This window comes from Polaromonas sp., from assembly GCF_036676035.1.
In the GTDB taxonomy this organism is placed as follows: Bacteria; Pseudomonadota; Gammaproteobacteria; order Burkholderiales; family Burkholderiaceae_C; genus Polaromonas.
In genome coordinates, this window is sequence record NZ_JAKFDR010000110.1 from 1 (window position 1) to 24,399 (window position 24,399).

Below are 24,399 nucleotides of genomic sequence, written 5' to 3' on the forward strand. Positions count from 1 at the left end.
AAAGGAAGACGAAATTGCGGCACACTGTGGGCATGAACGTCCAATTCACGAAACTCGATCCGCGCACGGGGCAACACCACAGTTGCGCGCGTGGGAACCGGGTTTTTTTACAGCCTCGTTAGAGCGCTATATGAGCATTCACCAATCGCGTAGCGCCGGACCCGGCGTCCCGACAAAGTACCGACGGCGGGGTGGCGTTGGTGGGCTCGGACTGGGACTTCTCGTTGGGGTGTTAGTAAGTGGTCCCCACTTTTACGAGTGGTCGCCCACGTTGACTGCGGCAGTCATATTCGGCGGTGCCTCGGTGGGTGCGGCGATAGGCTGGTTCTTCGCATCCGCTGTTGTCGGCTTCCTTGGTTCTGGTCCGGGATATGGCGAGGGGCCCGAAAATATCGGCGACGGAGATGCACCTGGCGGAGATGCTAGTGTTTGAAGCAGGTCGCACGCCCTCTAACTTGCCAGTCAACGCGGACGCCCAAAGGCGTCCGGCCGCTGCGCGGTCCACCTTGAGTGGGCGCCGGTTACTTTTACGTTAAAACTCATGCCAGACGAAGTTTCTCAACTCGAAGATGAAGCGGAGCGCGTATCGGAATTGCTCCGTGGAAAAGTGGTTGCTCGGGTGATTCGTCATAGACCGACAGAGGTCTTGCTGGAGTTCACGGACGGGACACGACTTTTTGTGGATCGAGCGGCCGATGCACTGGAACTTTCGATCAGCGCCGGAAAGTGAAGACGAGTATGCGCACCAAGCTGTTGGCGTCCGACCGGAATGCGATCCCGTTTCAGCCCATGGGAAAACCGAAGATGCGTGAGTGGGTTCAGATAAATCTGAGTCGCTCCGAAGACTATGGAAGGTACAAGGCGTTGTTCGATGAGGCCATCCACTACCTGGTGGGTCAACAAGGGGAGGGCAGATCATGACCGGCGATTGGATTGATCGAAAGGAATATCCGTTTGAATCGCGTTATTTCGACGTGCCGGTCGGAAAGCTGCACTACGTTGATGAAGGGGCTGGCAGCCCCATCGTTATGGTGCACGGCAATCCGACGTGGTCGTACCTGTACCGCCATCTCATTAAGAGGCTTCGGCCGGAGTATCGCTGTATCGCGGTGGACCACATTGGATTCGGCTTGTCCGACAAGCCAAAGGACTGGACTTATCGTCCACAGGATCATGCAGGGAATCTGGCGGCACTCATCGAGGCACTGGCGCTGAAGAACGTCACTCTTGTGCTACAGGACTGGGGCGGTCCTATCGGCCTGTCTTATGCCGTCCGTCATCCCGAGAATGTCGCGCGCATCGTCTTGATCAATACCTGGGCATGGCCGGTCAACCGCGATCTGCATTATGTTGGCTTTAGCTCCTTCATGGGAGGGCCGATCGGTCGGATGCTCATTCGCCGACATAATTTCTTTGCGCGCGTATTACTCCGCCAGGCATTTGGCGACAAAGCCAAGCTGAGCAAGGCTGCACATGAACACTACATACACCCTCTGGTCGCCCCCGAAGACCGCCAGGGCTGCATCGCGTTTCCAAAGCAGATTCTTGCGTCCACGCCGTGGTTGGGGCAGTTATGGGACAAGGTCTCGGTACTCAAGGGCAAGCCCAAGTTGCTGGTTTGGGGCATGAAGGACATCGCGTTTCGTGACAAGGAACTCAAGCGCTGGGAGCAGACCTTCCCGGAGGCGCAAGCCGTTCGCCTGAACACAGTTGGACATTTTGTTCAAGAAGAAGCGCCTGATGAACTGGCGGAAGCGGTCGTTCCTTTCTTGCAGAAACAGGGAGGGCATGACAAGCGGTTCAAGCCGACCGTCCCGCCCCCGCTTCGCTCCGGCGAGCCGGCGGCTTGACCGCGGCATTAGATGCCGCATGGTTTCACCAAACAGCCGCTCGGAATACGAAAGCCGGATGCACCGAGTGCTCGCATACATCGATCAGCATCTGGACCAAGCGCTCGACCTCTACACCTTGGCCGAAGTCGCGCACTTTTCCCAATTCCACTTTCATCGGCTTTTCTCTGCGTGGATGGGCGAAACGCTGGGTGACTATCTGCGCCGCCGGCGTGTTGAGGTCGCGGCCATGCGGCTTGCAGCCCAACCGCGCTCGACGGTTCTGAATATGGCGTTGTCGGTGGGTTTTGGTTCTGCAGAAGCGTTTACGCGCGCATTCAGGAACAGGTTCGGCTGCTCACCCACCACCTGGCGTATGCAACAGGCCACGCAACGGCGTGCGAACAGCAATCCTGGTCAGGTGAATAGCAAGATGAGTCAGGCGCCAGCCACTCTTTCGGCGGAACATGTTGCCTTCCGAACCCCAAACATGGAGGCAATCATGAACGTGAAACTCATCGACCGGCAGCCAGTGACCGTCGCCTATCTTCGCCACCTCGGCCCCTATGGTGAGCCCATCTCGCTGTTCTGGCAGAACACTTACTATCCGTGGGCTGTCACGAACAAGCTGCTTGAACGAGCGCGCTACGGCATCAGCCACGACGACCCCAGCATCACGGCGGCTGAGCAATGCCGGTACGATGCCTGCGCGGAGGTTGCGCCGGATTTCGTTGCGTCAGGAGGCGCTTTCAAGGCTACCATTCCGGGCGGCAGGTATGCTGTCCTCGCCTTCAAGGGTGGTGGCGAACAGGTGGGCGAGGCTTGGGCCGCGTTGCTGCGGGATTGGTTGCCTGCCAGCGGGCTTCAGCTTGATGCCCGTCCATGCTTCGAGTACTACCCGACAGACGCAGCGTGTGACCCCCAGACCGGGGCGTTCGAGTGCGAGATATGCATTCCCGTGGTTCCGCTCTGACTGGAATGTGAACTTGTTTATGGCTCCACAAAGGGTTTCCCCTTTACTCAGCAGTCCGAATGTAGTGCGACATGCATTGTCATCCTGAGCGCAGTGAAGGATCTCGGTATGCTGGCAAGATTCTTCGCATTGCTCAGAATGACAGCATGGGTGGCGTCGCCTTGATTTCGGACTGCTGAGTAATTTGTCCAACATGGCGGTGGCGTGAACCCGGTTGGCCATTGAACCTAGAAACCGCAGTTGGCCGCTCATTTTCCGCTGGCCGGGCCGCATGAACACACACTTATTCGCTCACGCACGAGTTCACCTTTTGGGTGACAGCGCTACGCACCCGATTGAGCCGTCCTGGCGCGCGCTGGCGGCGTTGCTCCTCCTTGCAGGCATCAGCCTGCTGCCTCGTCGCGCCTTGCCAGCCCACCCCATGACGGCCCACTCGGGCGCGTCCAACTGCGGTTTCTAGGTTGAATAGTCAGTGGCGAATGCGATGTCAGTTTGTCGCAAGCCCCTTATCCATAATTATGAATTCAGTTTGAGCCATCGCTCAGCCTGGCCCATCGGGGCACCCGCAGGAGACAAAGAATGACCAGCTACGCCGAGTTCTACCGCTACTCGATTGAGCAGCCCGACGCCTTCTGGGCCGAGCAGGCCCAGCTGATCGACTGGCACCAGCCGTTTGAGCGGGTGTGTAACTACGACAAGCCGCCGTTTGTGCACTGGTATGAGGGCGGCAAGACCAACCTGTGCCACAACGCGGTGGACCGGCACCTCAAGGACCGGCCTGACCAGGCGGCGCTGATTTACGTCTCGACCGAAACCGGGCAGGAAAAAATCTACACCTTCCGCGACCTGCACACCGAGGTGCAGCGCATGGCGGCCAGCCTGAAGGCGCTGGGGGTGCAAAAGGGCGACCGCGTGCTGATCTACATGCCCATGATGGCGGAAGCTGCGTTTGCCATGCTGGCCTGCGCACGCATTGGCGCCATCCACTGTGTGGTGTTTGGCGGCTTTGCCAGCGGCTCGCTGGCCTCGCGCATCGAAGACGCCAGCCCGAAGCTCATCATCAGCGCCGATGCCGGCTCGCGCGGCGGCAAGGTGCTGGCCTACAAACCGCTGCTCGATGAAGCGATTTGCGCCTCCAGCCACAAGCCCGAAGCCGTGCTGCTGGTGGATCGCCAACTGGCGCCCATGGACATGGTGGCGGGGCGCGATCATTTGTGGAGCGATCTGCGCCAGCAGCATCTGGCAGCCCAGGTGGCCTGCGAATGGCTGGACTCCACCGACATCAGCTACACCATCTACACCAGCGGCACCACGGGCAAGCCCAAAGGCGTGCAGCGCGACACGGGTGGCTACGCGGTCGCGCTGGCGGCCAGCATGAAGCATATTTTTGACGGCCGGCCCGGTGAAACCTATTTTTCCACCAGCGACATTGGCTGGGTGGTGGGCCACAGCTACATCGTCTACGGCCCGCTGATCGCCGGCATGGCGACCATCATGTATGAAGGCCTGCCCACGCAGGGCTTTGACAGGCAGCCCGACGGCGCGATCTGGTGGCAGCTGGTTGAAAAATACAAGGTTACGGCGATGTTCAGTGCGCCCACGGCGGTGCGGGTGCTCAAGAAGCAGGACCCGGCGTTGCTGAAAAAATACGACCTGTCCAGCCTGCGTGCGCTGTTTCTGGCCGGGGAGCCGCTGGACGAGCCCACCGCCCGCTGGATCAGCGAGGGGCTGGGCGTGCCCATCATCGACAACTACTGGCAGACCGAGACCGGCTGGCCGCTGCTGACGGTGGCCAACGGTGTGAAGCAAACCCCCAGCAAGTTTGGCAGCCCGGGCATTCCGATGTATGGCTACCGCGTCAAGCTGCTGCATGAGTCCACCGGCGAAGAGTTGACCCAGCCCAACGAAAAAGGCGTGGTCGTGCTGGAAGGCCCGACGCCGCCGGGCTTCATGCAGACGGTCTGGAAAGACGATGCGCGCTTCGTCAACACCTACTGGAAGAGCGTGCCCGGCAAGATGGTGTACAGCACCTTTGACTGGGGCGTCCGCGACGAAGACGGCTACTACTTCATCCTGGGCCGTACCGACGACGTGATCAACGTGGCCGGGCACCGGCTGGGTACGCGCGAGATTGAAGAAAGCATTTCAGGACATCCGCAGGTGGCCGAAGTGGCGGTGGTTGGCGTGGCCGATGCGCTCAAAGGCCAGGTGGCGATGGCGTTTGCCGTGCTCAAGGACGCCAGCTTGCTGCAGGACGGTGCGGCCTCTCTCAAGCTTGAGGGCGAGATCATGAAGCGCGTGGACAGTGATCTGGGCGCGGTAGCGCGGCCGGCCAGGGTGCGCTTTGTCACGGCCTTGCCCAAAACCCGCAGCGGCAAGCTGCTGCGGCGTGCCATCCAGGCCGTGTGCGAAGGGCGCGATGCGGGGGATCTGACCACCATGGACGACCCGGCGGCACTGCAGCAGATCCGGGACCGGGTGGCTGCGGTGTGAGTGGGCTGGTTTCGGCGTTGAGCATGTTTCAATGCCCTTCAAGGCATTTTCTCAAGAAAAAAGAGGCTGTAGCCCTTTAGATATATGCGCTAGCAGCTATTAAATTGATAGCTAATTGGTTCTGTCATGCAATGGCACATCGAAAGCCGCAGGCGGTAAACCTGCGCGCGAACGCTCGGCCATGACGGTCCAGGCCGCCTCCCATTCCCGGACACGGGCCTGGGCGTCGAACAGAGGCGCCGTGGCGCGCGCGGCTTGCAGCTGCTGGCGTAGTCTGGTAAGCCGGTCACGATCACGACCGAGCAGAAGTGCAGCATCCAGATAGGCGGCGGGGTCTGCATACACACAATCGGGTAAACCTGCCGCCCGGATGATGCTGCCACCGAGCCGCGCCGCCATGCTGTGGCCTGCGCAGCTGATGGCGGGCACCCCCATGCGCAAGACATCGTCCAGGCCGTGGTTGGCGTTGACGCGCAGTGTGTCGACAAACAGGTCGGCCAGCTTCAGGCGTGCCAGCGTTTCGCTGCGATTGGCGCGGCCCAGAAACACCAGCCGATTGGCCCGCACGCCTGCCGCCTCGGCTTCGCGGGCCAGGTTGAGCTGGGCCAGCGGCTTGTAGCTGGGCAGCATGAGCACGGCATCGGGCAGGGCGCGTAGCATGTGCATCCACAGCGCAAAGGTCTGCGGATCGATCATCAGCGAGGGCAGGTGGGCACACAGCACCGGCGCATCGTTGGGCAGTCCAACATCGGCGCGTGTGATCGGCGTGGTGTCCGCCTGATCGTCGTTGGTGGCGAGCCAGCAGGTGTAGGGTAGCCGGACCACCGCGCCATAACGGGCCACCTCGCCCGTTTGCGGGTGCACGAAGGTGTCGGACATGTTGTATTCGCAGGGCCGCGGCGGATGGTGGCGGTGCCAGGTCAGCTGGCGCATCTGCACCGGGGCAACGCGCCGCTCGGGGATTTCGGGGCGGCACCAAGGGGTGTCAAAGGCCGTGTCGATGAACAGGTCGAGCTGGTCCAGCCGCATGCGGCTCACGGCTTCGTCGTCCGACAGGTGGGCGATTTCCACGACGCTTGCGGCATATGGAAGCAACGGCTTGGTCAGGCGGGCCTCGGGCTGGGGGGTGGGCGAGTAGACGTGAATCGCGAAGCGCGAGGCGTCATGCAGTGCGAGCTGCCGCGCCAGTGCGTTGGCGTAGCGCGGGTCGCGCAGGCTCTGCGCAGCCAGTCCCACGTGAATGCGGTCGTCGCGGCTTTGGGAGCGCCTGGCGATGAAGGCCGGCATCGGCGTCCTGAGGTTGACGCCGATGGTGGCGATGGAGACCTGGCGAATTTGTGCCAGTTCGTCTTCGTGCAGCGGCAGCATCAGGCCGTAGAACTGGGTGTCGCGCCAGTCGCGGCCCTCGCCGGTGCGCAGGGCGTGTTCGAGCATCTGGCGGATGGCCGCCGTCAGCCGGTCGTGATCGCGCCAGTCGCAGACCTGCATGGCCTCGAAGGCCTGCTGGCAGAACATTTCATAGGGATCAGGCAGCGTCGTGGGCGCCTTGCGCACCGGGCGCTCGCTTGCGGCCGTGGCGGCTGTCAGGAAATCCCTGAGCAGGGCCAGCGCGCCTGGCCCGAGTGCCTGGAACGCCGCCTGCGATCGTTCGAACTCGGCGTTGAACGCCAGCACCACGGCCCGGCGCAGGCCGAGTTCCGGGATGGCGGGGAAGCGCCGTGTTGCGAGCTCCAGCTGCGTCAGCGCGTCGGCATAGCGCCGCGATCCGGTGAGCAGGTCGCACCAGTTGACCCACAGCGAGGGCTCGCCGGGCAACAGTTCCACGCAGCGCCGGGCATGGGCAGTGGCCACCTCCCAGCGGTCTTCGCGTGCCGCCATCAAACCCAGGTTGTTGAGGGCGCGCACGTGATCAGGGTTCAGGGACAGGGCCTGCTTGTAGCAGGCACGTGCCTGCGCGTTGTCGCCACAGGCTTCGGCCGCGATGGCGAGGTTGGTGGCGCCGTCGGCGTCAAGCAGCAGGAGGTCGCGAACGCCGTCGAGGACGCGGTAGGCCGCTTGGGGCTGTGCCAGTTCAAACAGCAAGGTGGCGCAGGCTGAGGCGGCGTCGACGCTGCGTGGCGCCAGCGCCAAGGCTTTCTCAAACGCCACGAGGGCACGCTCCGCTTGTCCCGCAGCGTGCAGCGCCGCGCCATGGCGCATCTGGGCCTCGGGGTTTTGCGGGTTGGCCTGGGCTGAAGCTTGCGCGGCGGCGAGGTCCATGGCCCGGGTTGGCGGTGAGGGTTGGCTCATCGCATGGATTATCTGGCCAACTTGCGGCATCCTGGCGGCAATAATGCACACACTCATGTCTGCGCTACTCGCTTCCCCCCTGCACCTGGTGGGCCGCTTCGACAACCCCTTCACCGGCGGGGAGCGGCACTTGCTGGAACTCGGGCGCCGCCTGGCGGGGCGTCGGCCGGTGCTGCTGTGGTCGGATGTTGCGCCGCATTCCTGGTACGCGCAACAAGGGGTTCAGCCGATTCGGCCCTTTGCACGGCAGTTCCCCAAGGGCGGCATGCTCTTGATTGGCGGGGTGCATGTGCAGACCGGCCTGTGGGCAGCCCACGCGCGGCCCGAGCGGGTGGCCTTGCTCTACAACCTGGCCAGCCACCAGCGGCTGTTTGGCATGATCGAATCCCTGCGCGAGGCCACGGCTTGCGAGCCGGAGATGCTGTTTGCCTCGGAGAGCTTCAGGTTGGCCACCGGTCTGCCCGGCATCGTGGAGCCGAGCTGGATCGATCTTTCGCCGTTTCTCGCGGTGCCGCTGCAGCGCCCGACGGGGCGGCCTGTGACCGTGGGCCGCATGAGCCGGGACGTGCCCGACAAGCACCATCCCGATGATCCGGCGCTGTACCGCCTGCTGGCCGCGCGCGGCTGGCGGGTGCGCATCATGGGAGGCACCTGTCTGGAGAGCCGCCTGGCTGGCGTGGCAGGGGTGGAGTTGCTGCCGACAGGGGCCGAGGCGCCGCAGGACTTTTACCAATCGCTGGACATCTTTTTTTACCGGACGGGCGCCATGGTGGAGGCCTACGGGCGCGTGGTGGTCGAGGCGATGGCCGCAGGCCTGCCGGTGGTGGCCGCCACGGTTGGCGGCTACACCGATGCTGTGCAGGCAGGACTATCCGGCTACCTGGTCCGATCCCAGGAAGAAGCCCATGACCTGCTCATGCGCTTGGCCGCCGATCCGGCCCCGCGCGCGCAAATGGGCGGGGCTGCCCGTTTGCGTGCACAGGCTTTGCACAGTGATGAAGCAACCGAATCGCTGCTGCAGTTTTACCTGCGCTGACAAGAAGGAAGAAGAAGGCGGGCCTGTTCAGCGGAGCGCGCTGCTCGTGGTGCGCTGGAACACGGCCGAACCAGCCACGCGTCCTACGGTCGGATCGGTGGCGTTGTACACCAGACCGGCCCGGTAAGCCATGTTGCCGCTGAACATGCCGTAGACGTTGGCCGTGGCGGTGCAACCCTGGAAGGTCGAGCCGGAGATGGAGGCAGGTCCATAGCTGCTGGTGGCGTCGATATTGATATCGACCCGGGTGGCGCCGAACTGGGTGCTGATGTTCACATTCGCCGTGGACAAGCTGAAGTCTGCAGACAGGCTGGCGCTGAGCAGGGTTCCGGTGATGGTCGTGCCGCCCAAGGTGGCGGTGGGGACGGTGTGGCCGACCAGGGCGTACTGGGCCGTGCCGCTGATTGGCATCTGGTAAGACGGTGTCGGGCGGCCTACCAAATAGTGGACCGAATCGAGCACTTGGGAACTGCCGCCGTAGGGGCCGCTTGCCTCCTTGCTGCCGCTAACCCAGTTGCCCCAGCCGATGAAATCGGGATCGGAGGTTTTTCCGATGGCACCGAAGCTGCCGCCGGTTCCGGTCTTGCTGTACGTGTAGGTGGTTCCGCCGGAGGTGTAGTAGGAGCCCGGGCTGTTGACGAGCCCTGTCATGGCTTCGCCGACGAAGCGGGGCTTGATAATCGAGTAGAGGTTGTCGGTGCGCTGGCCGTAGCCACCGAGAAAACCGCTGCCGTCCACCAGATGGACTTGCAGGTCGGTGAGGCTGTTGTTGGTGGGGGTGGGGCTGAGCGAGTTTTTGCTGAACGTGGCCGCGCCGCCGAAATCCCCATGCGGCGTGCGATAGGCGCCATAGCTCAAGCCGATGTTCGCGGCATTCGGGCCGCTCAGGAAGCCGTTGACGAAACCCGTCGGTGCGTTTCTGAAATCTGCCAGGCCTGCCGACGTGGTGCTTGCAGGCGCCGAGGTGGCCGGTCCGCAGCCAGCGCTACCCTGGACGCAGCTTGGACTGGATACAGACAGGACACCGGCGAATCCGGTGCCTGTGCCTTTTGCACCACCGCGCAGCTTGTAGTCTGTCGGTGCCGTACCGTGCATGCGCACATCCAGGTTGACGTCCACATAGTTGCCGATACCGAGGAAGTCAACGGACAGCTTGCTGCTGGGCAAAAGCTCGCCGGTAATGCCTGTTGTTGAGAATACGGGTGTGGCATGCGCCAGCGAGTACTCGCCGCGCTGGCCCGATAGGGCCGCAATGTCGGTTGGCGGCGTGGGCACGCCGGTGACGAACGCTACGGGGGCGATCGCGAATATGCCGTCGCGATCGGTCAGGGTGGCGGCGCTCCACGTGCCCAGCACCAGCAGGTCGCCTGTCGCAAGGGACCCCGTGTTGCTGATCACGGTCGTCGTGGCCGCGCCGTCGCGCACGATCGTGGTCGGCTCTCTGGCGTCCACATAGCGCTCGGGGTTGCCGCTGGGGTCGATGAGCACGGCGCCATCCCCGCTCTGGCCCTGGTCGCCGCCTGTGCTTTTGATTCCATAGCCGGCAAGTGCCAGTCCGACCAGCACTCTAGGAGCAGCCGTCACAATGGCGCTGCGCCCGTCGCTGGTGGTCTGGTTGCCCACCACTTCGGGTGCCTGGCGTGGTGCGGGCGTCGGCAGGCTGGCGCGCGTGTTGGTGCGCACCGGGGTGCTTTCGTTGTTGTTGACACGCACGGACTCGCCGGCGGTTAGCCCGACACAGCCGGCCTTGGTGCAGACTTCGATTTCATCGAGTTCGGTCGATACCGACAGGGTGCCATCCGGGTTGTAGGCCAGATTGAAGGCCGAGCCGCGGATACCGATCGTCGCCGTGGTGGTGGTCACCTTGAAGTTTTCCCGGTTTCGCTTGCCGATCAGCCCCGTGATCGTACGCATGCCGCCGCGCAGCAGTTCGACGAAGAAGCTGTCCTGCTTGGGGTCGTTGCGATCGGCGTAATTGGAAATGCTGAACTGCGAACTGGGTTGCAGCGAGACCAGCCCGCCGTCGGTGAAGCGCAGCTGGGCGCGGCCGCTGGGGCCCGTCACGATGGCGTCACCGCTTTCGATGTCGCGCCCCTTGGTCAGGGCGTCGGCGCCTGCGCCCCGTCGCAGCGTCACGTCGCCGGCGGTGAATTGGGCGATGCCCGCCGCGGCTTGGGCATGCAGCGGATAGGCGGCTGCAAGTGCCATCAACAACGCCGCATTGTGGAGTTTGAACTCTGGTTTCATGGCATGCCCCTGCTGTTCAGAAATCGCGGCGGACTGTCACGAAGACAGAGCGCTTGTCGAAGTCGGCGACGGGTATGTTGGAGCTGGTGTTCGTCAGGGCCAACTGCGGCGTGACGCGCCACGACTTGGCGGGCACCCAGGACAGGCCGAGGTTCAGGTTGGTCTGCCGGTCGCGGCGGGTCACCAGAAACAGTGGGTCCGCAGCGCCGAAACGGCGATTTTCGAAACCGAGCGTGGTAAATACGGCCAGGCTCTCGCTCAATGGCAGTTGCACACCGCCACGCATGCCCGTCAACTTGTGGCCCAGGTGGGCGACCCCGCTGGCACGCTCTTTTTCCTGCCCAAAATAAAGGCCGGCGTAAGCCAGCAATCCGCTGCGAAACAAATGGGCGTAGGAGGCTCCGATCACGTTGCGGTCGGCATCGCGCAGGGTTTGCTGCGGGTAGTGCAGGCGCGACAGCTGCAGGTAGGCGCTGAATTGCCGGAAGCCATCAAAGCGATGCGTCCATTCGCCCACCAGGCCCGTTTGCTTGCGCGCGCGACTGTTGTTCACGTCAAAAGTGCCGATTTGGGCGACCAGGCTGTACTCGTTGCGCTCCAGCCGGTAGGACGCACCCGCGTTGAGATCGATCTGGCTGGTGTCGAACTGGCTGTTACCGCCGGAGTGAGCGCGGTAAGCGGCGCTGGCATTGCCTATCAATGACCAGCGGGGATCAATCACGTAGCGGCCGGACAGGCCGCCCCCCAAGGTCGCGTAGGCCGCCTGGGTCTTGACGCCGGATGGGTTGAGCGTCAGCACCAGCCCGCCGAAGGCGGGGACCGCCACGTTGCCCTGGGACGGGCCGCTATTGATGTTGCTGTCGTGCCCAACGCCCGCTTCCACATAGCCCTTGACCGATGAGCGGCCCGCCTCCTCGACGCGGTCGATGGCCTGCAGGAATTGGTCTATGGTTTGGGCCGCTTCCAGCGGAACGCCCTGGGCTTTGGTTTCCTGCAGCAGGGTGCGTGCTGCCTTGGTGTCTCCGACTGCGAAGAGCGCCCGGCCGAGTTCCGCCCGGGCGCGGGCGTTGTCGGGCTGCACGGACAAGACCCGCTCCAGCGCCAGGATGGCGCGGGTGTACTGGGCGGTCTCGTTGGCGGCTATTCCCAGCACGGTGTCAAAGTCCGGATCGCCTGCGCGAGACACCTCCATGGGTTCCAGCAGATCAAAGGCCTGTCGGGCCTGCCCTTGCTCGACCAGTGACCGCGCATTGCGCACGAGGGTATCCACCTCGGCATGCACCGGACCGGCGAGTGACCAGGCCACAAGCAAACCGCTCGTCAAATAAATAAAAGCAAGAGCGCGTTTGAAGGCCATGGAAGTAGTCGAAAGTAACACCCGGTCAATTGAAGGGTTTTATAGCACGCCATACCTCTTGAAAGTGGCTTTTTGCATCTGTCATCACGCACTTGTGAAATAACACCCAATCTGCGTCCGCGCGGCTGAGCGAGAGCGGCGCTTCATCACTCCGGCGCGCCGATTTCTGGTGCATCCAAGGGTATCTACGGAGTCTCTTTCAACGGCAAGGCGTCAAAATATTAGTGATTGCTTATATTTAAGAATTAAACCCATGGAAGTCAAATGAACCAGATGATCCAGGCCGGCGCGCAGGCCGAGCAGGGGCGTGTGTTCGAACTGGCCGCCGAGCTGTTCGCGGTGCTGGCCACGCCTATGCGCCTGCGCGTGTTAAGCGCCCTGTGCGAGCACGAGAAATCCGTCAATGAACTGCTGGCCGAAATCGACACCACGCAGCCCAATCTGTCGCAGCACCTGGCGGTGCTGTACCGCAGCGGCGTGCTGGCCAAGCGCAAGGAGGGCACGCAGGTGATTTACCGCGTGCAAAGCGAAAAGGCCGTGGCCCTGTGCCGCAGCGTCTGCACCCAGATCGCCATTGAACTGGATGAACCGGATGCCGTGCCCGTCGCCGAGAGCCTGGCGCCCAAAACCCATACCCACCCCGCCTGAACCCGAAAGTCTGATCGTCATGTTGAGCCGATTTATCCAGCGGGCGCCCGAAAACTTTCTGAGCCGCGCGCAGATTCAGGACGTCAGGGCCGGGCGCCGCGGGTTTCTGGCCGGGGCTTTGTCGGCCGCTGCCTCGGGGGTGCTGGCGGCAGGGCAGGTGAAGGCCCAGATGGCTGCGGGTGCCAATGCGGCTGTGGGGGCGGGTGCCGACGAAATCCTGAACCTGCCCGCCCACAGCACAGGGCTGGGTCAGCCCGTCGCGGCGCGCGGCTATGGCCTGCCCAGCGAGTGGGAAAAGAACCTGCAGCGCCGCGAAAGCCCGGGTTTGACCCGCGTGGGCCAGTCCAGCGTGAGTTTTTGTCCGCTGCAGGGGCTGTTCGGCATCATCACGCCCAGCGGTCTGCATTTTGAGCGGCACCACCAGGGCTGGTGGGATATCGACCCTTCCAGGCATCGGCTGATGGTCAATGGCTCCGACGAGACCATGCTCAAGCGCCCCATGGTGTTTGGCATGGACGAGCTTATGCGCCTGCCCAGCGTCAGCCGCATGTACTTCATCGAGTGCGGCGCCAACACCGGCATGGAGTGGGGCAATGTGGCCGTGCCCACGGTGCAGTACACCCATGGCATGCTCAGCTGCAGCGAGTTCACGGGCGTGCCGCTGCGCACGATTCTCGAGCTCTGCGGCGCAGATTTGAAGCGGGCCAGATTTGTCCTGGCCGAGGGGGCTGATGGCTCCAGCATGACGCGCACCATCCCCATGAGCCTCGTGATGAGCGGCGAGGTGCTGGTCGCCTACGGGCAAAACGGCGAAATGCTGCGCCCCGAAAACGGCTATCCGCTGCGCCTGGTGGTGCCGGGTGTGCAGGGCGTGAGCTGGGTCAAGTACCTGCGCCGCATCGAGCTGGGCGACATGCCTTACGGCGCCAAAGACGAAACCATTCACTATGTGGACCTGCTGCCCGACGGCATGCACCGCCAGTACACCAGCATCCAGGAAGTCAAAAGCGTGATCACCTCGCCCAGTGGCGGCCAGGTGTTGTTGCAAAAAGGTTTTCACAGCATCACCGGGCTGGCCTGGAGCGGGCGAGGCAAGGTCAAGCAGGTGGACGTGTCCATCGACGGTGGCCGTAACTGGAGGGCCGCGCGCCTGGAGGGCCCGGTGCTCACCAAGTGTTTGACGCGCTTTAACACCGACTTTGTCTGGGACGGCAAGCCGGTCATCTTCCAGAGCCGGGCGGTGGATGACACCGGGCAGATCCAGCCCACTTACAGCGAGCTGCGCCGGGTGCGCGCCTCGCGCAGCATTTATCACAACAACGCCATCCAGTCGTGGCTGCTGGAAGAAAACGGCGAGGTTAAAAATGTCCAGGTCTGAGTTCCTGAAGGGCAGCCTGCCGCTGCTGGCCGGCCTGTGGCTGGCCGGCGTGGGGGCAATGGGCCATGCCCAGGCGCCATCACCCGGCGCCCGGCAAGTCGCCCTGGCCGACATCGGCCGCACGGCCACCCCCGCCGAGCTCAAGGCCTGGGACATTGACGTGCGCCCCGATTTCAAGGGCCTGCCCAAAGGCCAGGGCTCGGTACGCCAGGGCGAGGTGGTGTGGGAAGGCAAATGCGCGTCGTGCCACGGCACCTTCGGCGAGTCGTCCGACATTTTCACGCCGCTGGCCGGCGGCACCTCGGCGCAAGACATGAAAACCGGGCGCGTCGACAGCCTGTTGCCGGGCGCCAACCAGCCGCACCGCACCACGCTGATGAAGCTGTCTACCTTGTCGACGCTGTGGGACTACATCTTCCGCGCCATGCCCTGGAACACGCCCAAATCACTGAGTGCCGACGAGGTCTACGCGGTCACGGCCTACCTCCTGAGCCTGGGCAATGTGCTGCCGGACGATTTCACGCTGTCGGACGCCAACATCCGCGACGTGCAAAACCGTTTGCCCAACCGCAAGGGCATGACCACCGCGCACGCCCTGTGGCCCGGCAAGGAGCTGGGCGGCACGGCCAAGCCCGATGTCCAGGGCTCGGCCTGCAGGCGCAACTGCAAAACCGAGGTGGTCATCAAGAGCTTTTTGCCCGACTACGCGCGCAACGCCCATGGCAACCTGGCCGAGCAGTCGCGCCCCTTGGGGCCCAGCCGGGGTGCGGACACAACCCGGCCGCCCATGGCCGCAAACCTTGAATCAAATGCGGCTCCAGCCCCTTCCAATATTGCGCCAGCAGCTCCTGAAAAGATAGCGGCTTTGCCGTCCAGGCCGGCTGCGCCAGAGGCCAAACCGGTGCCACCCACCAGACCCGGCAGTGCGTCCGTGATGCCTGTGCTGCAAAAAAATGCCTGCCTGGCCTGCCATGGCATGGACAGCAAGCTGGTGGGACCGGCGTTCAGGGATATAGCCAACAAATATAAAGACCGCACCGATGCAGTGAGTTATCTCTCGGGCAAAATCAAGGCTGGTGGACAGGGTGTGTGGGGCAATATTCCCATGCCCCCGCAGGCTTTGAGTGCGGCTGAATCGGCGCAACTGGCCCAATGGTTGGCTCAGGGAATGGGCAAGTAGGTTGAAGCCGGTTGTCGGCGCAGGCGCTGGGATAAATACCCTGCCCGGATGTTGAGATTTTGTGTTCAATAGCGTTCAAGTTTTCATACATTCAAGTTATATAAAAAGGAGTTCAGTCCATGGAACGTCGTGATTTTTTAAGCAGCAGCACCGGTGCCGCGGCGCTGGCGCTGGCCGCTTCTGCTGGCCTGGCGCCTGCCTACGCCCAAAATGCACCGGGCTGGAACAAGGCAGCTTTTGACAGCAAGTCGCTGGCAGACGTCATGAAGGCCCTGGGTGCGACCGGCATGCCGGCTGAAAGCAAAGACCTGGTTCTGCAGGCCCCTGAAATTGCCGAAAACGGCAACGTGGTGCGTATCGGTGCCCAGAGCAATATTGCCGGGACCACGCAGCTGGCCCTGGTGGTCGAGAAAAACCCGAACGCGCTGGCCGCGCTGTTTGACATTCCCGCTGGCACCGATGCCAATGTGTCGACCAACCTCAAGATGGGTCAGTCGTCCAACGTCTATGCACTGGCCAAGGTCGGCGACAAGTATTTTTATTCGGTGAAGGAAGTCAAGGTCACCCTGGGCGGCTGCGGCGGCTAAGCCGGCTGTTTGTCTTTTTTCCAGGTACCCCATTCACCACAGTTCAAGTCAGGAGAAAACATGTCAGATCCCATGCGAATCAGGGCCCAGGCCCAGGGCGACAAGACCACCGTGCGCGTGCTCGTCAGCCATGAAATGGAAAGCGGCCAGCGCAAAGACGCCGCCGGCAAAACCGTTCCCGCCTGGTTTATCCAGAGCATCAATGCCACCCACAACGGCAAGGTCGTCATGAGCGCCCAGTGGGGCCCGGCCGTGTCGAAAAACCCGTTTGTGCAGTTCAGCTTCAAGGGCGGCAAGGCCGGCGACAAGGTCATCGTCAACTGGATTGACAACAAGGGTGACAAGCGCACCGACGAGGCCGTGATTGCCTGATTTTTCGCGGGCGCCTGCCAAGGTGCCCATCGTTGCCAGTGAGCTTTGCCGGCGCAGCGAAGCCCATGCTATCCAAAGCATTCCCCCGAGGAGAACATTTTGAAGAAGATCCCCGCTTTAGCCGGTGCAGTGTTTGCGCTGACAGCTATGCTTTTTGTAGCGACTGGCATGGCCCAGGCGCAGCAAAAATCAACTGCCGATGCGATTGCCGATTACCGCGCCTCGCTGCAGGACGGCAACCCCGCTGACCTCAATGCCGCCCGCGGCGAAGCCCTGTGGAAGAAGCCGGCCGGCCCCAAGAACGCCAGCCTGCAAGGCTGTGACCTGGGTTTGGGCCCCGGCAAGGTCAAGGGCGCCGTGGCCCAGCTGCCGCGTTACTTTGCCGATACCGGCAAGGTGATGGACCTGGAATCGCGTCTGGTGCATTGCATGGTCACCCTGCAGGGCATGAAGCGGGAAGACTTCAAGGCGTCCACTGCTTTTTCGCGTGATGGCGAGCGCGCCACGGTGATCGAAGACCTGGTGGCCTATGTTTACGACGACTCGCGTGACATGACGATTGCCATCCCGCAAAGCCACCCGGAAGAAAAGCGCTCGTATGCCCGTGGCCGCGAGATGTTTTACTTCAAGGGTGGCCCCTACGATTTTTCCTGCGCCTCCTGCCACGGTGAAGACAACAAGCGCATCCGTCTGCAAGACCTGCCCAATCTGACCAAGCAGAAGCCCGCCCAAGAGGCTTTCAGCCAGTGGCCGGCTTACCGCGTCAGCCAGGGCGCGGTGCGCACCATGCAATGGCGCCTGTATGACTGCTTTCGCCAGCAGCGCTTTCCCGAAATGCAGTACCTGAGCCCGGCTTCGGTGGACCTCATCACCTTCATGGGCGTGAACGCCAATGGCGGCAAGATGGCCGCCCCGGCCATCAAGCGCTAATTCCGCAAAAGATGCTGGAGATACAAAAGATGAAATCGACAAAATTCAAAATCACCCCGGTCCGTCTGGGTGCCGCGGCTGCGGTGGCCGCCGCTACCTTGCTGGTGGCCGCTTGCGCCACCGGCCCCTCGCATGAAGAGGTGGTGCAGACCCTGAAAAGCTCGTTTTCCGAGCGCGGCATCGCCAAGCTGGACCGGCTGGACCAGACCGAACTGCAGCGCCTGTGCTCGCAAGCAGCGGTCAGCGGTGAGCCCTTGCCCGAAAAGACCCGCGAAGCCCTGCAGAAAACCATTTACGAGTCGATCAAATACCCGGCCGACGGCAACTACCTGGGTGACTGGAAAGAGGGCGAGAAGATCGCCCAGAACGGCCGTGGCATGCAGTGGAGCGACGTGGCCGGTGCGGCCAATGGCGCCAACTGCTACGCCTGTCACCAGATCTCGCCGGCCGAGATTTCCTTTGGCAACCAGGGCCCCAGCCTGCTCAAGTACGGTGTCTTGCGCGGTGTGAAAGATCCGGCCGCGGCAGAGTCCCTGCCCATCGTGAAATACACCTGGGGCCGTATCTGGAACACCCATGCCTTCAACGCCTGCTCGGGCATGCCGCGCTTTGGCGATGCGGGCATTCTGACCGAGCAGCAAATCAAGCATGTCATGGCGCTGCTGCTCGATCCGAAGTCGCCCGTCAACAAGTAGTTCGATAGCGAATTTGGCCGCCGGCCCCTGGTCGGTGCGCGCCAATAGCTATTGAATTGATAGCAATTTTCACTTGCCCGATGGTTCATCCAGTTTCACGGGCAGGATGTCCTGTGTCAGAAAGTGTGTCATGAACCTGTCCCGTCGCGAGTTTGCTAGTGTCATGGCGGCCGCCTTGGCCGCCGGTTTCCCTGTGCAGCGCGAGGCCGGCGCCGCCCAGGCGCACAGCCTGTACAGGGTGCCGCGTTCGGGCAACGTGCATTTGCTGCACATGACCGACTGCCACGCCCAGCTGCTGCCTATTCATTTCCGCGAACCCTCCGTCAACCTGGGGGTCGGCGCCATGCGCGGGCAGCTGCCGCACCTGGTGGGCCAGCACCTGCTCAAGGCCGCGGCCCTGAGGGCCGGCTCGCCCGAAGCGCATGCCTTCACCTACCTGGACTTTGAGCGCGCCGCGCGCCAGTACGGCAAGGTCGGCGGCTTTGCGCACTTGGCCACCCTGGTCAAACAGCTCAAGGCCGGCCGGCCCGGCGCCTTGCTGCTCGATGGGGGTGACACCTGGCAGGGCAGTGCCACGGCGCTCTGGACCGAGGGGCAGGACATGGTCGATGCCTGCAAGCTGCTGGGCGTGGACGTGATGACCGGCCACTGGGATTTCACCTACGGCGAAGCCCGCATCAAAAAGATCATCGAGCAGGATTTCGCCGGCAAGATCGATTTCGTGGCGCAAAACGTCAAGACCAATGACTTTGGCGACGCCGTGTTCAAGCCTTATGTCATCAAGGAGATGAACGGTGTGGCCGTCGCCATCGTGGGCCAGGCCTTTCCCTACACGCCGATTGCCAACCCCGGCTGGCAGACGCCGAACTGGACTTTTGGCATCCGCGAAAGCGAGATGCAGGAAACCGTCAACGAGGCCCGTGCCAAAGGGGCGCAGGTCGTGGTGCTGCTCAGCCACAACGGCATGGACGTGGACCTCAAGCTGGCTTCCCGCGTGACCGGCATTGACGCGATCCTGGGCGGGCACACCCACGACGGCGTGCCGGTGCCGGTGATCGTTAAAAACCCGGGCGGCCAGACCATCGTGACCAATGCCGGCAGCAACGGCAAGTTCCTGGGCGTGCTGGACCTGGACGTCAAGGACAAAAAGGTGATGGGCTTCAAGTACCGCCTGCTGCCGGTGTTCTCGAATCTGCTGGCGGCCGACCAGGACATGACGGCGCTGATTGACAAAGTGCGCAGCCCCTACAGCGCCAAGCTGTCCGAAAAACTGGCGGTGACGGAAGGCACGCTGTACCGCCGCGGCAACTTCAACGGCACGTTTGACCAGCTCATCCTGGACGCGCTGATGGAGGTGCGCGGCGCCGACATTGCTTTCTCGCCGGGGTTTCGCTGGGGCACCTCGCTGCTGCCCGGGCAGGCCATCACGCGCGAGCATGTCATGGACCAGACCGCCATCACCTATCCCTGGACCACGCTGAGCGACATGCGCGGCGACATGATCAAGACCATTCTGGAAGACGTGGGCGACAACCTGTTCAACCCCGACCCTTATTACCAGCAGGGCGGCGACATGGTGCGCGTCGGCGGCCTGAGCTATCAGCTAGACCCGAACGCCAAAATGGGCTCACGCATCCAGAACATGCGCCTGAAGGGCCAACTGATAGCCGCCGACAAAACCTACAAGGTGGCCGGTTGGGCCCCGGTGGCCGAGGCCAGCAAAAACGCCGGCCCACCGGTCTGGGACGTGGTCGAAAGCTACCTCAAGGCCCAAAAAGTCATCAAACCCGTCCGGCTCAATACGCCGGAACTGGTGGGCATGGCCGGCAATCCGGGCTATCTGAGCTGATTTTCCGGGTTGATTCATAGGCTGATGCCGGCGTTTCTGGCTGGTAAACAGCCCGGAAAAGAACGCCCGTTCGCGAAACTACGTACGGCTTGCTGGTCCCCTGCGTCACTTTCGGGTCCGATTCGGTGGCACAATCGAGCCTGTTTCTGAAGGCCCTTCCTGCCACAGTCGCATCCGCTAATCGGTCCAGCCGTGTTGCGGAAGGTTAATCAACCAGCTTTAACCAGCTAATGTTTCCTCAAGGGAAACGGAGGTCAGCGGATCATGAGTTCCAGCTCGCAGTCACCTGCATCTGTCTACACTGCCTATCAAGGCAACACTTATCTCTTCGGCGGCAATGCGCCCTATGTCGAAGAGATGTATGAAAACTACCTTGCCAACCCCGGCAGCGTGCCCGACAACTGGCGCGACTACTTTGACGCGCTGCAAAACGTTCCCGCCGTGGACGGCAGCAATGCCAAGGACGTGCCGCATCTGCCCGTCGTCAATGCCTTTGCCGAACGCGCCAAGCAGGGCCCGACCCGGGTGGTCGTTGACAGTGCCGACTCCGAACTGGGCCGCAAGCGCACGGCCGTCCAGCAGCTGATCGCGGCCTACCGCAACGTTGGCGCCCGCTGGGCCGATCTGGACCCGCTCAAACGCGCCGAGCGCGACAAGATTCCCGAGCTCGAGCCCTCGTTCTACGGTTTCGGCGACGCCGACCAGGAAACCGTGTTCAACACCAGCAACGCGTTCTTCGGCAAGGACAGCATGTCCCTGCGCGACCTGATGAACGCGCTGCGCGAGACCTACTGCGGCAGCATAGGCGCCGAGTACATGTACGCTACCGACCAGAACCAGAAGCGCTGGTGGCAGCAAAAACTCGAATCGATCCGCAGCAAGCCCAACTTCTCGACCGAGAAGAAAAAGCACATCCTGGACCGCGTGACCGCCGCTGAGGGCCTGGAGCGCTTCCTGCACACCAAATACGTTGGCCAGAAGCGTTTCTCGCTCGAAGGCGGCGAGAGCTTCATCGCCTCGATGGACGAGCTGATCCAGCAGGCCGGCGTCAAGGGCGTGCAGGAGATCGTGATTGGCATGGCCCACCGCGGCCGCCTCAACGTGCTGGTCAATTCGCTGGGCAAGATGCCGGCCGACCTGTTCGCCGAATTCGATCACACGGCCAAGGAAGAGCTGCCCAGCGGTGACGTCAAATACCATCAGGGCTTCAGCTCCGACGTGACGACCCCCGGCGGCCCGGTGCACCTGAGCCTGGCGTTCAACCCCTCGCACCTGGAAATCGTCAACCCCGTGGTCGAAGGCTCGGTGCGCGCCCGCATGGATCGCCGCGATGACCCGCAGGGCAAGCAGGTGCTGCCGGTCCTGGTGCATGGCGATGCCGCCTTTGCCGGCCAGGGCGTGGTCATGGAAACCCTGGCGCTGGCCGAAACCCGTGGCTATTCCACGGGCGGCACGGTGCACATCGTGATCAACAACCAGATCGGCTTCACCACCTCCGACCCGCGCGACAGCCGCTCAACGCTGTACTGTTCGGACGTGGTCAAGATGATCGAGTCGCCCGTGCTGCACGTCAACGGCGACGACCCCGAAGCCGTGGTGCTGGCCACGCAACTGGCGCTGGAGTTCCGCATGGAGTTCCAGAAAGACGTGGTGCTCGACATCATCTGTTTCCGCAAGCTCGGCCACAACGAGCAGGACACGCCAGCGCTGACCCAGCCCCTGATGTACAAGAAAATCGCCCACCATCCCGGTACGCGCAGACTGTATGCGGACAAGCTGTCCGCCCAAGGCCTGGGCGCCACGCTGGGCGACGACATGGTCAAGGCCTACCGCGCCGCCATGGACGCGGGCAAGCACACGGTCGACCCGGTGCTGACCAACTTCAAGAGCAAGTACGCCGTCGACTGGAGTCCATACCTTGGCAAGAAATGGACCGACGCGGGCGATACCGCGATTCCGATGGCCGAGTGGACACGGCTGGCCGACAGGATTACCGCCATTCCATCCAGCGTCACACCGCACCAGCTGGTGAAAAAAGTCTATGACGACCGCGCTGCCATGGGCCGCGGCGACATTCCCGTGGACTGGGGCATGGGCGAGCACATGGCCTTTGCTTCGCTGGTGGCCAGTGGCTACCCCATCCGCCTGTCGGGCGAGGACTGCGGGCGCGGCACCTTCACGCACCGCCATGCCGTGATTCACGACCAGAACCGTGAGAAATGGGACACCGGCACCTACGTGCCGCTTGAGAACGTGGCCGAGAACCAGGCCCCGTTCGTGGTGATCGACTCCATCCTGTCCGAAGAAGCTGTGCTCGGTTTCGAGTACGGCTATGCCTCGAACGACCCCAACACGCTGGTGATCTGGGAAGCCCAGTTTGGCGACTTCGCCAACGGTGCCCAGGTGGTGATCGACCAGTTCATTGCCTCCGGTGAAGTCAAGTGGGGCCGCGTCAACGGCATCACCCTGATGCTGCCGCACGGCTATGAGGGCCAGGGCCCAGAGCACAGTTCGGCGCGCCTGGAGCGCTTCATGCAACTGAGCGCCGACACCAACATGCAGGTGGTGCAGCCCACCACGGCCAGCCAGATCTTCCACGTGCTGCGTCGCCAGATGGTGCGCAACCTGCGCAAGCCGCTGATCATCATGACGCCCAAGTCGCTGCTGCGCAACAAGGACGCAGCCTCGCCTCTGAGCGAGTTCACCAAAGGCGGCTTCCAGACTGTCATTCCTGAAAACAAGGAAGAGGTCAACAAGAAGGCCGACAAGGTCAAGCGCGTGATCGCCTGCTCCGGCAAGGTCTACTACGACCTGGCCAAAAAGCGCGACGAAAAAGGCGCGGACGACGTGGCGATCCTGCGTGTCGAGCAGCTCTATCCCTTCCCGCACAAAGCCTTTGCGACCGAACTCAAGAAGTACCCGAACGCCACCGACATCGTGTGGTGCCAGGATGAGCCGCAGAACCAGGGTGCCTGGTTTTTTGTGCAGCACTACATCCACGAGAACATGGCAGAAGGCCAGAAGCTGGGCTACTCAGGCCGTGCCGCTTCGGCCTCACCGGCTGCGGGGTATTCGTACCTGCACCAGGAACAGCAAAAAGCGCTGGTGGACGGCGCGTTTGCCAAGCTCAAGGGCTTTGTGCTGGCCAAGTAAGGCCGCTTCAAGTCCTCTATAGAGCATAGAAAACATAGAACACAAGAACGTTTTTGAAAGAATCAAAATGGCTATCGTAGAAGTCAAAGTTCCTCAGCTGTCTGAATCAGTGGCCGAGGCAACCATGTTGCAGTGGAAAAAGAAAGTAGGCGAGGCAATCGCCATTGATGAAATCCTGATTGAAATTGAAACCGACAAGGTGGTGCTGGAAGTCCCGGCGCCTTCAGCCGGTGTATTGACCGAGCTGGTCGTGGCCGATGGCGGCACCGTGGTGTCGGATCAGGTCATTGCCCGGATTGATACCGAGGGCCATGCCGGCGCCGCAAAAACGGCCCCGGCACCTGCCGCCGCCTCGGCGCCAGCGCCTGCTGCGGGCGGCGCCATGGCCGGCGTTGCCATGCCGGCCGCTGCCAAGCTGATGGCCGACAACCGCCTCGATTCCGGTTCTGTCGCAGGCACCGGCAAGGATGGCCGTGTGACCAAAGGCGATGTGCTCGGTGCGATGGCTTCCGGCGCTGCATCCGCTACCAAATTAGTAGCTGCTGGTGCAATCCCAACGGGCGCTCCAACCACTTCCTTGCCTCAAGTGGCGGCGCCAGCCAAGGCCGGCGATCTGGGCCAGCGCCCCGAGCAGCGCGTGCCCATGAGCCGCCTGCGCGCCCGCGTGGCCGAGCGTTTGCTGCAATCGCAATCGACCAACGCCATCCTGACCACGTTCAATGAAGTGAACATGGCGCCGGTCATGGAAATGCGCAAGCGCTTCCAGGAAAAGTTCGAGAAAGAGCACGGCGTCAAGATCGGCTTCATGAGCTTCTTCGTCAAGGCAGCGGTCCATGCGCTCAAGAAATACCCGGTGCTCAACGCCTCGGTGGACGGCAACGACATCGTCTACCACGGCTACTTTGACATCGGCATCGCCGTGGGCTCGCCCCGCGGCCTGGTGGTGCCTATCCTGCGCAATGCCGACCAGATGAGCTTTGCCGACATCGAAAAGAAGATTGCCGAGTACGGCGCCAAGGCGCGCGACGGCAAGCTGGGCATCGAAGAGATGACCGGCGGCACCTTCTCGATCTCCAACGGCGGCGTGTTCGGCTCCATGCTGTCCACCCCCATCATCAACCCGCCGCAGTCGGCCATTCTGGGCGTGCACGCCACCAAGGACCGCGCCGTGGTCGAAAACGGCCAGGTCGTGGTGCGCCCCATCAACTACCTGGCCATGAGCTACGACCACCGCATCATCGACGGCCGCGAAGCCGTGCTGGGCCTGGTCGCCATGAAAGAGGCGCTGGAAGATCCGGCGCGTCTGCTGTTTGATATCTAAAACCTGGCGGGACTGGCTGCAGCAGTTGTCGGCAGCCGGTCTCCCATTCATTGGGAAAAAAC

The 24,399-nt window shown here is 62.6% G+C and carries 18 protein-coding genes; 15 read left to right on the forward strand and 3 right to left on the reverse strand.

What is annotated here, in order from left to right:
• Positions 1–541 precede the first annotated feature (541 nt).
• From V6M61_RS15660 to V6M61_RS15675, 4 genes are all read left to right on the forward strand, one after another.
• Complete coding sequence (locus tag V6M61_RS15660; protein ID WP_332777509.1) at positions 542–730, forward strand: hypothetical protein; 189 nt, start codon at positions 542–544, stop codon at positions 728–730.
• Positions 731–917: 187 nt separating this feature from the next.
• Entirely contained in the window at positions 918–1,850 is a 933-nt protein-coding gene (locus tag V6M61_RS15665) for an alpha/beta fold hydrolase (protein WP_332777510.1), read from the forward strand.
• A 19-nt stretch (positions 1,851–1,869) separates the two neighbouring features.
• Positions 1,870–2,802 carry an AraC family transcriptional regulator gene (locus tag V6M61_RS15670; protein ID WP_332777511.1) on the forward strand — a complete coding sequence of 311 codons (933 nt, stop codon included), beginning with the start codon at positions 1,870–1,872 and terminating at the stop codon, positions 2,800–2,802.
• Between the two features lie 579 nt (positions 2,803–3,381).
• A complete protein-coding gene (locus V6M61_RS15675; protein ID WP_332777512.1) occupies positions 3,382–5,295 on the forward strand; it encodes a propionate--CoA ligase in 1,914 nt (637 codons plus the stop codon).
• Between the two features lie 111 nt (positions 5,296–5,406).
• Here the strand turns inward: V6M61_RS15675 and V6M61_RS15680 are convergent, their stop codons facing one another.
• Positions 5,407–7,584: an O-linked N-acetylglucosamine transferase family protein gene (locus V6M61_RS15680; protein WP_332777513.1), complete on the reverse strand. Its 2,178-nt coding sequence runs from the start codon at positions 7,582–7,584 to the stop codon at positions 5,407–5,409.
• A 55-nt stretch (positions 7,585–7,639) separates the two neighbouring features.
• Here V6M61_RS15680 and V6M61_RS15685 point away from each other — a divergent pair, with 55 nt between their 5' ends.
• Positions 7,640–8,620, forward strand: a complete 981-nt coding sequence (locus tag V6M61_RS15685; protein WP_332777514.1) for a glycosyltransferase family 4 protein — start codon at positions 7,640–7,642, stop codon at positions 8,618–8,620.
• A gap of 27 nt (positions 8,621–8,647) precedes the next feature.
• Here the strand turns inward: V6M61_RS15685 and V6M61_RS15690 are convergent, their stop codons facing one another.
• Both V6M61_RS15690 and V6M61_RS15695 read right to left on the reverse strand, forming a co-directional pair.
• Entirely contained in the window at positions 8,648–10,867 is a 2,220-nt protein-coding gene (locus V6M61_RS15690) for a FecR family protein (protein ID WP_332777515.1), read from the reverse strand.
• 16 nt (positions 10,868–10,883) lie between these two features.
• On the reverse strand, positions 10,884–12,173 hold the full coding sequence (locus tag V6M61_RS15695; RefSeq protein WP_332777516.1) for a surface lipoprotein assembly modifier: 1,290 nt from the start codon (positions 12,171–12,173) through the stop codon (positions 10,884–10,886).
• Between the two features lie 315 nt (positions 12,174–12,488).
• Between V6M61_RS15695 and V6M61_RS15700 the strand changes: the two genes are divergently transcribed.
• The 10 genes from V6M61_RS15700 to odhB all read left to right on the forward strand — a co-directional run bounded on the left by V6M61_RS15700 (position 12,489) and on the right by odhB (position 24,337).
• Positions 12,489–12,872, forward strand: coding sequence for an ArsR/SmtB family transcription factor (locus V6M61_RS15700; RefSeq protein WP_332777517.1), 384 nt, complete (start codon positions 12,489–12,491; stop codon positions 12,870–12,872).
• Between the two features lie 19 nt (positions 12,873–12,891).
• Entirely contained in the window at positions 12,892–14,250 is a 1,359-nt protein-coding gene (gene soxC / locus V6M61_RS15705; protein ID WP_332777518.1) for a sulfite dehydrogenase, read from the forward strand.
• Complete coding sequence (locus V6M61_RS15710) at positions 14,237–15,430, forward strand: c-type cytochrome (protein WP_332777519.1); 1,194 nt, start codon at positions 14,237–14,239, stop codon at positions 15,428–15,430. The genes soxC and V6M61_RS15710 overlap by 14 nt, the downstream gene beginning before the upstream one ends.
• Before the next feature lie 119 nt (positions 15,431–15,549).
• Positions 15,550–16,017, forward strand: coding sequence for a thiosulfate oxidation carrier protein SoxY (gene soxY / locus V6M61_RS15715; protein ID WP_332777520.1), 468 nt, complete (start codon positions 15,550–15,552; stop codon positions 16,015–16,017).
• Positions 16,018–16,077: 60 nt separating this feature from the next.
• A complete protein-coding gene (gene soxZ / locus V6M61_RS15720) occupies positions 16,078–16,389 on the forward strand; it encodes a thiosulfate oxidation carrier complex protein SoxZ (protein WP_332777521.1) in 312 nt (103 codons plus the stop codon).
• A gap of 147 nt (positions 16,390–16,536) precedes the next feature.
• The gene (gene soxA / locus V6M61_RS15725) at positions 16,537–17,319 is read left to right on the forward strand and encodes a sulfur oxidation c-type cytochrome SoxA (protein WP_332777565.1); all 783 of its coding nucleotides are present in this window, start codon (positions 16,537–16,539) and stop codon (positions 17,317–17,319) included.
• 29 nt (positions 17,320–17,348) lie between these two features.
• On the forward strand, positions 17,349–18,014 hold the full coding sequence (soxX, locus tag V6M61_RS15730) for a sulfur oxidation c-type cytochrome SoxX (protein WP_332777522.1): 666 nt from the start codon (positions 17,349–17,351) through the stop codon (positions 18,012–18,014).
• A gap of 130 nt (positions 18,015–18,144) precedes the next feature.
• Positions 18,145–19,863 carry a thiosulfohydrolase SoxB gene (gene soxB, locus V6M61_RS15735; RefSeq protein ID WP_332777523.1) on the forward strand — a complete coding sequence of 573 codons (1,719 nt, stop codon included), beginning with the start codon at positions 18,145–18,147 and terminating at the stop codon, positions 19,861–19,863.
• A gap of 264 nt (positions 19,864–20,127) precedes the next feature.
• Entirely contained in the window at positions 20,128–23,016 is a 2,889-nt protein-coding gene (locus tag V6M61_RS15740; RefSeq protein WP_332777524.1) for a 2-oxoglutarate dehydrogenase E1 component, read from the forward strand.
• 67 nt (positions 23,017–23,083) lie between these two features.
• Positions 23,084–24,337, forward strand: coding sequence for a 2-oxoglutarate dehydrogenase complex dihydrolipoyllysine-residue succinyltransferase (odhB, locus tag V6M61_RS15745; RefSeq protein ID WP_332777525.1), 1,254 nt, complete (start codon positions 23,084–23,086; stop codon positions 24,335–24,337).
• The last annotated feature ends 62 nt before the right edge of the window (positions 24,338–24,399 follow it).